We start from the raw sequence: 9,317 nt of genomic DNA, 5'->3' as shown, positions 1-9,317 counted from the left end.
GTCTTGGGGGCCGGCGGGGGTGGCCCGTTCCGTGTCGTCGGTCAACGGCTCGAGCGTCGCCCCTGCGGCAGCGGCCAGGGCCGAGTCCGGCCAGCCCGGCACCGCACCGGCGGATTCGGGCTCCGGCAACAGATCAGGCCCCTCCTCCGGTGCCGCACTTGGAGGCCCCAGCTCCGGCGCCGGCTCCGGCATCGCACTCGGAGGTCCCGGCTCCGGCCCCGGCCCCGCCTTCGGCTCCGGCTCGGGCTCCGGCTCCGGCTCCGGCCCCAGCTCCGGCAGTGAATCCCGGCTCGACTCCGGCGCCGCACCCGCAGGTTCCGGCTCCGGCGCCGTAGGTCCCGGCTCGAACTCCCGCTCTCGTAATGGATCGGGGCTCGGCTCCAGCAGCGCACTCGCGGGCTCCGATTCCGGCTGCCGCTCCCGCAACGGATCGGGGCTCGATACCGGCACCGCGCCCGCGGGCTCTGCCTCCGGCCCTCGCTCCGGTAGCGAGTCCGGCCTCAAGGCCCGCTTCGGCAGCGAGTCCCGCTCCGGCGAGGGGCGGGGCGCCGACTCCAGCGCCGAGTCCGGCCCCGGGTGCCGCTCCGGCGAGGGATCGGGGTCCAGGTCCTGCTCCCGCCCTGGCACCAGTCCTCGCTCCGGCGAGGGATCGGGGTCCACGTCCTGCGTCGGCCCTGGCTCCAGTCCTCGCTCCGGCGAGGGGTGGGGCTCCCGTCCCAGGTCCGGCTGCAGCTGCGGGCTCGGCCGGTCCAGCCCCGACTCCGGCCATCGCCTCGGCTGCCGTTTCGGCAAGGGGGCGCGTTCCCACTCAAGTGCTGGATCAGGCGCCGGCGTCGCGCTCGTAGGGGGCGGCTCAGGCGCCGGTGCCGCAGGCGTAGGAGGCGGCTCAGGTGCCGGCGCCGCAGGCGTAGCGGACGGCTCCGTCATCGGGGGCGGCTGCGTCGTAGGCGGCGGCTGCGTTGTAGGCGGCTGCGTTGTAGGGGACGGCTCCGTCATAGCCGGCGGCTCCGTCATAGCCGGCGGCTCCGTCGTAGGCGGTGGCTCCGTCCGTTCCTCCCCCACCGTCCTCGACGCCGACGCATACCGGTCGTCCAGTGTGTCGCCCGCGCCCGCCGGTGGGCCCGTGTCCGGGGTGTCCGGTGCGTATAGGTCGTCCCACCAGGTGTCGGTGTCGGTGTTGTGCTGGTCCCCCTGCTCGCCCATGCCCTTATTGTCCACAGTTCGGCGTCTGTGGAAACCGGGGCTTCGGAAACCCGGCTGCGGCAGGGATGATGTGCGCGGCGGTTTTGCGTCGTGGCCTGGAGGGGAGCTGTTGGGATGCTGCACGCCATTGGTCTCGACGAGGTGCAGGAATCGGCGTATCGCACGCTTGTGGGGCTGGGTGCCGCCGAAGTGCCGGAGCTGGCGCACCGGTTGACGCTGCCGGAGGAGGAGGCCGTACGGGCGCTGCGGCGGCTCGAGCGGCAGGGGCTTGCCGCGCAGTCGTCCGCCCGGCCCGGGCGGTGGGTCGCCGCCCCGCCGAACGTCGCGCTCGGGGCGCTGCTCACGCAGCAGCGGCACGAGCTGGAGCAGGCCGAACTCGCCGCCGCCCGGCTCGCCGAGGAGTATCGCGCGGAGGCCGCCGAGCTCGCCGTGCACGACCTGGTCGAGGTCGTCACCGGCGCCGGCGCCGTGGCGCACCGCTTTCTGCAACTCCAGCTCGGCGCCACCAAAGAGGTGTGCGCGCTGGTCACCGGTAAGCCCACCGCCGTAACCGCCAGGGACAATCGCGCCGAGCCGCAGGCCGCCGCCCGCGGCGTGCGCTACCGCGTCGTCATCGAGCGCGAGGTGCTCGCCCACCCCACCGGCATCGCGGAGGCGGCCGCGGCGCTCGGCCGGGACGAGGAGGTGCGCCTCGCCGACCGGGTGCCGACGAAGCTGGTCGTGGCCGACGGCACCGTGGCCATGGTGCCGCTGACCGGGCGGGGCACGGAGCCGTCCGCGCTGGTCGTGCACGCGAGCGGGCTTACGGATTCGCTCACCGGGCTCTTCGAGAGCGTGTGGCGGCAGGCGCTGCCGCTGCGGCTGTCCGCCGAGGACGGCGTGGCCGAGACGGGCGAGAACGGGCCCGACGGTACCGATCTGCAGATTCTGTCGCTGCTGCTCGCCGGGCTCACCGACGCGAGCGTCGCGAAGCAGCTCGATCTGGGTCTGCGGACCGTGCAGCGGCGCGTGAAGCGGCTCATGGAAATCGTCGGCGTCGCCACCCGGCTGCAGCTCGGCTGGCACGCGTACGAACGGGGCTGGGTGTCCCGGGGCGTGGAGAATTCGTGAACACCCGGTAATGCTCCGTGGCGGATCCTATGACATAAGCAACACACAAAAGCGGCAACCCAATTCGGCGACCCGGCCGAATCCCCGTGTTTACGCGGGAGAAGCCGCCTCGGCCGCCGGGAAGCGGCGTTCGGCGGGCCGATCAGCCGTTCTCCACTTGCTGCTAACTTCTGCCGCCACCGGGGGTTCGGGGGTGCCCCCGGAGAACGCAGCATCCGACGGGAAGGAACCCCCATGCAGGCCGCGGCACTACCGGTGGACGGCTTCACCTACGGAGCGCTGACCCCGATCCTGGGATACGCGGCCGCCTGCCTGGGCGCCGCGCTCGGTCTCCGCTGCACGCTGCGCGCCGTGACCAGGTCCGCCGCGGCCCGGGCCCGCTGGCTGGTCCTGGGCGCCATCGGGCTGGGCACCGGCATCTGGACGATGCACTTCATCGCGATGACCGGGTTCAGCGTCGAGGGCCTGGACATCGACTACGACGTGCCGGTCACCTTCGCCAGCCTCTGCGTGGCCATCCTGGTCGTCGGCATCGGCAGCTTCGTCGTCGGTTACGGCGGCCGCGGCCCGGTGCCCTTGATGTCCGGCGGCGTGATCACCGGGCTCGGCGTCGCGGCCATGCACTATCTCGGCATGGCGGGCATGCGGTTTGCCGGGCACATCTCGTACGACACCACGACGCTGCTGATGTCGATCGTCATCGCGGTGCTCGCCTCAACGGCCGCGCTGTGGCTGGCCGTGACGATCACCGGCTTCGCCCCTGCCATCGGCTGCTCCCTGATCATGGGCGCCGCGGTCTGCGGCATGCACTACACCGGCATGGCCGCGCTGCACATCACGGCCGCGCCCGGCACCTCCGAGGAGGGCAGCCAGTCACTCGCCACCCTCGCGCCGATGCTGATCGGGCCGGTGCTGCTGCTGTTCTTCGTCGGCCTCTTCGTCTGCATGGACCCGGACCCGGTGGCGCGGGAGCGGCGGCGCGCCGACCGGGCGACAGCGGACGTCTGAGCGACGGGAGCACCCTGAGCGCCGGGGTAGCCGCCGGGGCAGCCGAGCGCGGCGGCGCCTACCGCCCCTTCCGCTCCCGCCCCTCCGCGGCCTCCGCCTCGCGCTGCTTCCAGTGCTTCCGCTGCTCCGCGCGCAGTCGCGCGTCCGTGCGCATCGCGATGCGCCGGTTCTCGCGCAGCAGCTTGCGGTAGCTGTCCAGCCGCCGGTACGGCAGTTCGCCCGACTCCACGGCGTCCCGCACCGCGCAGCCCGGCTCGCTCTCGTGCGCGCAGTCGTCGAAGCGGCAGCCCGCGGCCAGCGCCTCGATCTCGGCGAAGACCTGGCCGAGGCCCTCCTCCGCGTCCCACAGCGCGACACCGCGCAGCCCCGGGGTGTCGATCAGCACGCCGCCGCCCGGGAGCGGCAGCAGGTCGCGGGTGGTCGTGGTGTGCCGGCCCTTGCCGTCGCTGTCGCGGATCGCGTTGACCTGCTGGGCGGCCTCGCCCAGCAGGGTGTTGGTGAGCGTGGACTTTCCCGCGCCCGACGGGCCGAGCAGCACGGTCGTGCCGCCCGCGACCACGGCCCGTAGCGCCTCGACGCCCTGGCCGGTGGACGAGCTGACGGCGAGCACCGGCACGCCGGGCGCCGCGGCCTCCGTATCGGCGAGGAGGTGGCCGAGGACCACCGGGTCCTCGACGAGGTCGGCCTTGGTGAGTACGACCACCGGCTGCGCGCCGCTCGCCCAGGCCAGCGAGAGCATTCGTTCCAGCCGGGCGAGCCGCAGCTCGTGGGCGAGGGGGACGGCGACGACGGCGTGGTCGACGTTCGCGGCCAGCACCTGCCCGTCGGAACGCTTCGAGGACGCCGACCTGAGGAACGCGGTACGACGGGGCAGCAAGGCCCGTATCACCGGCAGCTCCCCCGGCTCCAGGGCCGCCCAGTCGCCGGTGCACGGCAGCCGGGTCGGATCGGGTCCCGAGTCGGTGGCGAGGCCGGCCCGCACGGTGCCGGCCGCCGTGACCGCCTCGCAGCCGCCGCGGTCGACGCGGACGATACGGGCGGGGCTCAGCCCCTCGGCCTCGTACGGGCTGAAGGCGTCCGCGAACGCCTCGTCCCAGCCGTAGGCGGCGAGGAGGTCAGAACTGGAGAGGTGTGGCAAGAGAGTGACCCTTCAGGGTGATGGGGAACTGCGTCGAACTGGGGCCCTGGCCCCGGAAGTAGACGGTCATGGTCCTCACCTCCCTGCTCGGGTTCCGGCATGCGCCCGCAGCGTAAGCGGCGGTGCGCGCCGGTCGCCATTAGTTTTCTGGGGGTGGGTGTGAACGACGACATCGCGGCACTGCTGCAGGAGTACGCCGACCTGCTGTCGATCACCGGCGGCGACGCCTTCAAGGTGCGCGCGTACGAGCGCGCGGCGCGCGCCGTGGGCGGGCACGGCCAGGACGTGTCGCAGCTGGACGCCAAGCAGCTCAAGGCCATCCCGGGCGTCGGGGCCTCAATCGCCGACAAAGTCGCCGAGTACCTGCGTACCGGCAAGGTCGAGGCGGTCGAGCAGGCGCGGGCGAAGATCCCCGCGGGCGTGCGGGAGCTGACCGGGATCCCCGCGCTCGGCCCGAAGCGGGCGCTGCTCGTCTACGAGGAGCTGGGCGTGGACTCCGTCGAGGCCCTGGCCTCGGCCATCGACGAGCGGCGGCTGCGCGGGCTGAAGGGCTTCGGCCCGAAGAGCGAGGAGAAGCTGCTGCACGGCATCGAGCTGCTGCGGGCGGCGACCGGGCGGGTGCCGGTGGATGTGGCGACGGAGCTGGCGCAGTCGCTGGTGGCGCGGCTGTCCGAGGTGGACGGGTGCGTGCGCTGCGCTTACGCGGGCTCGCTGCGGCGCCGCAAGGAGACGGTCGGCGACCTGGACATCCTCGCGGCGGCCGAGGACTCCGGGCCGCTGATGGCGGCCTTCGCCGAGCACGGCTCGGTGGCGGAGGTGATCGGCCGCGGTGCGACGAAGACGTCGGTGCGGACGACGGACGGGGTGCAGGTGGACCTGCGGGTGGTGCCGCCGGCGGCCTGGGGCGCGGCGCTGCAGTACTTCACCGGCTCGAAGGAGCACAACATCCGCACCCGCGAGATCGCGGTGCGCAAGAAGCTCAAGCTCTCGGAATACGGGCTGTTCCACGCCAAGAGCGGCCGCCGCATCAAGGTCGAGACGGAGGAGGACGTCTACGCCCGGCTCGGCCTGCCCTGGATCCCGCCGCCGCTGCGCGAGGACCGCGGCGAGGTGGAGGCGGCGCAGAAGGACGAGCTGCCGCGGCTGGTGACGGAGGACGACCTGCGCGGCGACCTGCATACGCACACGGATCTGACGGACGGCCTGGACTCGCTGGAGACGATGGTCGCGGCGGCGAAGAAGCGCGGCTACGCGTACTACGCCATCACCGATCACGCGCCTGACCTGCGCATGCAGCGGATGACGAAGCAGAAGATGCTCGCCCAGCGGGAGCAGGTGGCGAAGCTGGACGCGAAGACCAAGGGCATGAAGCTGCTGCACGGCACGGAGCTGAACATCGGCCCGGACGGGTCCGTGGACTGGCCGGGCGACTTCCTGGCGGCCTTCGACGTCTGCGTCGCCTCCGTCCACTCACACTTCGACCAGCCGAAGGACGAGATGACCCGCCGCTTCATCGCAGCCGCCGAGAACCCGCACGTGCACATCATCGGCCACCCGACGACCCGCAAGGCGGGCAAGCGGCCCGGCGTCGAGGCCGACTGGGACGCGGTTTTCGCGGCCTGCGCGCGTACGGACACGGCGCTGGAGGTGAACGCCCACCCCAACCGCCTCGATCTCCCGGACGACCTGATCCTGCGGGCCCGCGAACACGGCGTGCGCTTCTCGGTGGACAGCGACTCGCACTCCGTACCGGACCTGGGGAACATGCGCTACGGCGTCGGCATCGCCCAGCGCGGCTGGCTGACGCCGGACGATGTCATCAACACATGGCCGCTGCAGAAGCTGCGCCGCTTCCTGAAGCGCTAGCGACTATCGCGATCGGCCCCGGCGTCCACCCGCCGGTCCGCCCCGTTGCGCCGCCCGCGCAGCCGGCGGATCCGCCCGCCGACGCTCTCGACCGGGAGGAAGCGCGTCCAGCGCCCCCCGGCCCCGTCCGGCCGCGCCCCCTCCTCGCCGTCGTCCTCCCACTCGCGCTCGCGGCCCTCGGTCCACTCCTCCTCCGAGGAGTCCCCGTCGAGTCCGCGGGTACGGGCCACCCGCTCGGCCGCGGCCTCCGCCACGATCTGGGCCGCCGCCTCCTCGCGCGCCCTGGCCGTCTCCGCGCGCCCGGACTCGGTCGCCACGGACGGCCACACCCGGTCGAAGGCGGCGTTCACCGCGGCGCCGACCAGCACCGCGAAGGCCGAGACGCCCATCCACAGCAGGGCGGCGAGCGGGGCGGCGAGGGAGCCGTAAATGGTCGGCCCCTCGATGGTATTCACGAGGTAGATGCGCAGCGCGAAGCTGCACAGCAGCCACATCCCCAGCGCCACCAGCGCCCCCGGCATGTCCTCCCGCCAGGGCGAGCGCACCGGCACCGACACGTGGTACAGCGTGGTCAGGAAGGCCACCGACAGCACCACCACCACCGGCCAGTACAGGCCCCGCACCACCCCGCCGCTCTGCGGGACCAGCGACACCACCGCCTCGGGTCCTGCCACCATCAGCGGCAGCGCGACCACCCCGATCACGAGGCCGACGATGTAGAGCAGGAAGGCCAGCAGCCGCGTCTTGACGATGCCGCGCAGCCCGTCGAGCCCGTACATGACGGTGATGGTGTCGATGAAGACATTCACCGCCCGGGAACCCGACCACAGGGCGATGCCAAAGCCGAGCGAGATGATGTCGGGCCGGGTGGAGCCGTCTATGACGTCGTCGAGCAGCGGGCGGACGAGCTGGTTGACGCCCTTCTCGGTGAGGACCTTCTCGGATGCTTCGAGGATGTTGCTCCGAATGGTCTCCATGTCGATGAAGGAGTCGAAGTAGCCGAGCAGTCCCAGCAGCCCCAGAAGCAGCGGCGGCAGCGACAGCAGCGAGAAGAAGGCGGCCTCGGCGGCCAGGCCGATGACGCGGTAGCGCATGCAGGAGCCGACGGTGTCCTTCAGCAGCAGCCAGGCGACCGTGCGTTTGGGCAGGTTCCGGTAGAGCGCCTTGGCTCTGCCGAGCCGGCCGTGCGGCCGCTCCCGTCCTTCCGTACCCGCTCCCACCTGCTTACCGTATCCGTCATGGCAGCCAGCACTCACACCGTGACCAACCAGGCTCCGCCACTGGTGGGGTACGACGTCTATGAGGCGGATGCGGCGCTTATGGCCGCGATCGACCGGCATGTCGACCCCGGCCGCCGTGCCGAGGCGCACGCCGAGCTCGGTGCGCTCGGCCGCCGGGCGGGCTCGGCGGAGGCGCAGGAGTGGGGCCGGCTGGCCAACGACCACGAGCCGGTGCTGCGCACCCACGACCGCTACGGCAACCGCATCGACGAGGTCGAGTTCCACCCGGCGTGGCACCACCTGATGAAGCAGGGCGTGGCCGGCGGCCTCGCCGACGCCTGGTCGCGTCCCGACGGGCAGGTGCGGCGGGCGGCGGCGTTCCACGTCTGGACGCAGGTCGAGCCGGGCCACGGCTGCCCGCTGTCGATGACCCACGCCGCGGTCCCCGCGCTGCGCGCGCAGCCGGATCTGGCGGCGGTCTGGGAGCCGCTGCTGACCTCGCGTGCGTACGAGCCGGGGCTGGACAAGCCGGCGACGCGGAAGGCGGGCGCCGTCGCCGGGATGGGCATGACGGAGAAGCAGGGCGGCTCGGACGTACGGGCGAATACGACGCGGGCCGAGCCGATCGCGGACCAGGAGGGGGCGTACGCGCTCACCGGGCACAAGTGGTTCTGCTCGGCGCCGATGTCGGACGCCTTCCTGGTGCTGGCCCAGGCGCCCGGCGGCCTGACCTGCTTCCTCCTCCCCCGGGTGCTGCCGGACGGCGGCCGCAACACCTTCCGCATCCAGCGGCTGAAGGACAAGCTCGGCAATCGCGCCAACGCCTCCAGCGAGGTCGAGTTCGACGGCACGACGATCGGCTGGCGGGTCGGCGAGGAGGGGCGCGGCGTCCGCACCATCCTCGACATGGTCGCCGCCACCCGCGTCGACTGCGTCGTCGGCTCGTCCGCGATCATGCGTCAGGCGCTGACGCAGGCGGTGCACCACGCCGAGCACCGCAGCGCCTTCGGCGGTCTCCTTGTCGACAAGCCGCTGATGCGCAATGTGCTCGCCGACCTGGCGCTGGAGTCGGAGGCGGCGACGACGCTGGCGCTGCGGCTGGCGGCGGCGTACGACGAGGACTCGGAGTCCTCGCGCGCCTTCCTGCGCCTCGCGGTCCCGGCCTCGAAGTACTACGTCACCAAGCGCTGCACCCCCATGGTCGTCGAGGCACTGGAGTGCCTCGGCGGCAACGGCTATGTGGAGGAGTCGGGCATGCCGCGGCTGCTCCGCGAGTCCCCGCTGAACTCGATCTGGGAGGGCTCGGGGAACGTACAGGCCCTGGACGTCCTGCGCGCGATGCAACGCGAATCGGGCGCCCTGGACGCGGTCCTCACGGAGCTCGGCGAGACCCGCGGCGCGGACCACCGCCTGGACGCGGCGGTGAAGGACTTCCTGACGGAACTGTCCGACCTGGACGCGATCGAGGCGCGGGCGCGGCGAGTGGTGGAGCGGCTGGCGCTGGTCATCCAGGGCTCGCTGCTGGTCCGATACGCCCCGGAGGAGGTCGCGGACGCCTTCTGCGCTTCGCGCTTGGGCGGCGACTGGGGGCATGCATTCGGCACGCTGGCGCCGTCGGGCGGGCTGAGCGCGATCGTGGAGCGGGCGCGGCCGGTACGGGGGTGAGCGGAAGCGTCGCGGGTCTGGGGGCGGGGGCCCCCGGGCTTTCCGTCCCGCCTGCGCGGGGGTCTGGGGCTGTCTCTTATACACAGCTGACGCTGCCGACGATTACC

At 72.7% G+C, this 9,317-nt stretch carries 6 protein-coding genes and 1 pseudogene; 4 read left to right on the top strand and 3 right to left on the bottom strand.

Annotated features, from left to right (window positions below):
* Window positions 1–627: pseudogene (locus G5C51_RS42630) on the bottom strand (hypothetical protein); the annotation flags it as partial.
* Between the two features lie 690 nt (window positions 628–1,317).
* Between G5C51_RS42630 and G5C51_RS36510 the strand changes: the two are divergent.
* Together G5C51_RS36510 and G5C51_RS36505 are read left to right on the top strand one after the other, a co-directional pair.
* On the top strand, window positions 1,318–2,313 hold the full coding sequence (locus tag G5C51_RS36510) for a helix-turn-helix transcriptional regulator (RefSeq protein ID WP_165244259.1): 996 nt from the start codon (window positions 1,318–1,320) through the stop codon (window positions 2,311–2,313).
* Between the two features lie 234 nt (window positions 2,314–2,547).
* Window positions 2,548–3,321 carry an MHYT domain-containing protein gene (locus tag G5C51_RS36505; RefSeq protein WP_165244257.1) on the top strand — a complete coding sequence of 258 codons (774 nt, stop codon included), beginning with the start codon at window positions 2,548–2,550 and terminating at the stop codon, window positions 3,319–3,321.
* 58 nt (window positions 3,322–3,379) lie between these two features.
* On the opposite strand, the gene rsgA is transcribed toward G5C51_RS36505, so the two are convergent.
* Window positions 3,380–4,459: a ribosome small subunit-dependent GTPase A gene (gene rsgA / locus G5C51_RS36500; RefSeq protein ID WP_165244256.1), complete on the bottom strand. Its 1,080-nt coding sequence runs from the start codon at window positions 4,457–4,459 to the stop codon at window positions 3,380–3,382.
* A gap of 99 nt (window positions 4,460–4,558) precedes the next feature.
* On the opposite strand from rsgA, the gene polX reads away from it, so the two are divergent.
* Complete coding sequence (gene polX, locus G5C51_RS36495; protein ID WP_165244254.1) at window positions 4,559–6,325, top strand: DNA polymerase/3'-5' exonuclease PolX; 1,767 nt, start codon at window positions 4,559–4,561, stop codon at window positions 6,323–6,325.
* On the opposite strand, the gene G5C51_RS36490 is transcribed toward polX, so the two are convergent.
* The gene (locus tag G5C51_RS36490) at window positions 6,322–7,545 is read right to left on the bottom strand and encodes a YihY/virulence factor BrkB family protein (protein ID WP_338118434.1); all 1,224 of its coding nucleotides are present in this window, start codon (window positions 7,543–7,545) and stop codon (window positions 6,322–6,324) included. The two genes, polX and G5C51_RS36490, sit on opposite strands and share 4 nt — an antisense overlap.
* Window positions 7,546–7,563: 18 nt before the next feature.
* On the opposite strand from G5C51_RS36490, the gene G5C51_RS36485 reads away from it, so the two are divergent.
* Window positions 7,564–9,210 (top strand): acyl-CoA dehydrogenase family protein, encoded by a 1,647-nt coding sequence (locus G5C51_RS36485; RefSeq protein ID WP_165244250.1) that lies wholly within the window; start codon window positions 7,564–7,566, stop codon window positions 9,208–9,210.
* Window positions 9,211–9,317 lie beyond the last annotated feature (107 nt).

The sequence above is a fragment of the Streptomyces coryli genome (assembly GCF_011044975.1).
GTDB classification, from domain to species: domain Bacteria; phylum Actinomycetota; class Actinomycetes; order Streptomycetales; family Streptomycetaceae; genus Streptomyces; species Streptomyces coryli.
Note: the sequence above shows the minus strand (reverse complement) of the source record. Positions and strands in the feature narration are given on the sequence as shown.

What these genes read in the sequence shown, in the direction of transcription:
- G5C51_RS36510 (WP_165244259.1), top strand. Translation starts at nt 1,318, where the DNA reads ATGCTGCACGCCATTGGTCTCGACGAGGTGCAGGAATCGGCGTATCGC.
- G5C51_RS36505 (WP_165244257.1), top strand. Translation starts at nt 2,548, where the DNA reads ATGCAGGCCGCGGCACTACCGGTGGACGGCTTCACCTACGGAGCGCTG.
- polX (WP_165244254.1), top strand. Translation starts at nt 4,559, where the DNA reads ATGCGCCCGCAGCGTAAGCGGCGGTGCGCGCCGGTCGCCATTAGTTTT.
- G5C51_RS36485 (WP_165244250.1), top strand. Translation starts at nt 7,564, where the DNA reads ATGGCAGCCAGCACTCACACCGTGACCAACCAGGCTCCGCCACTGGTG.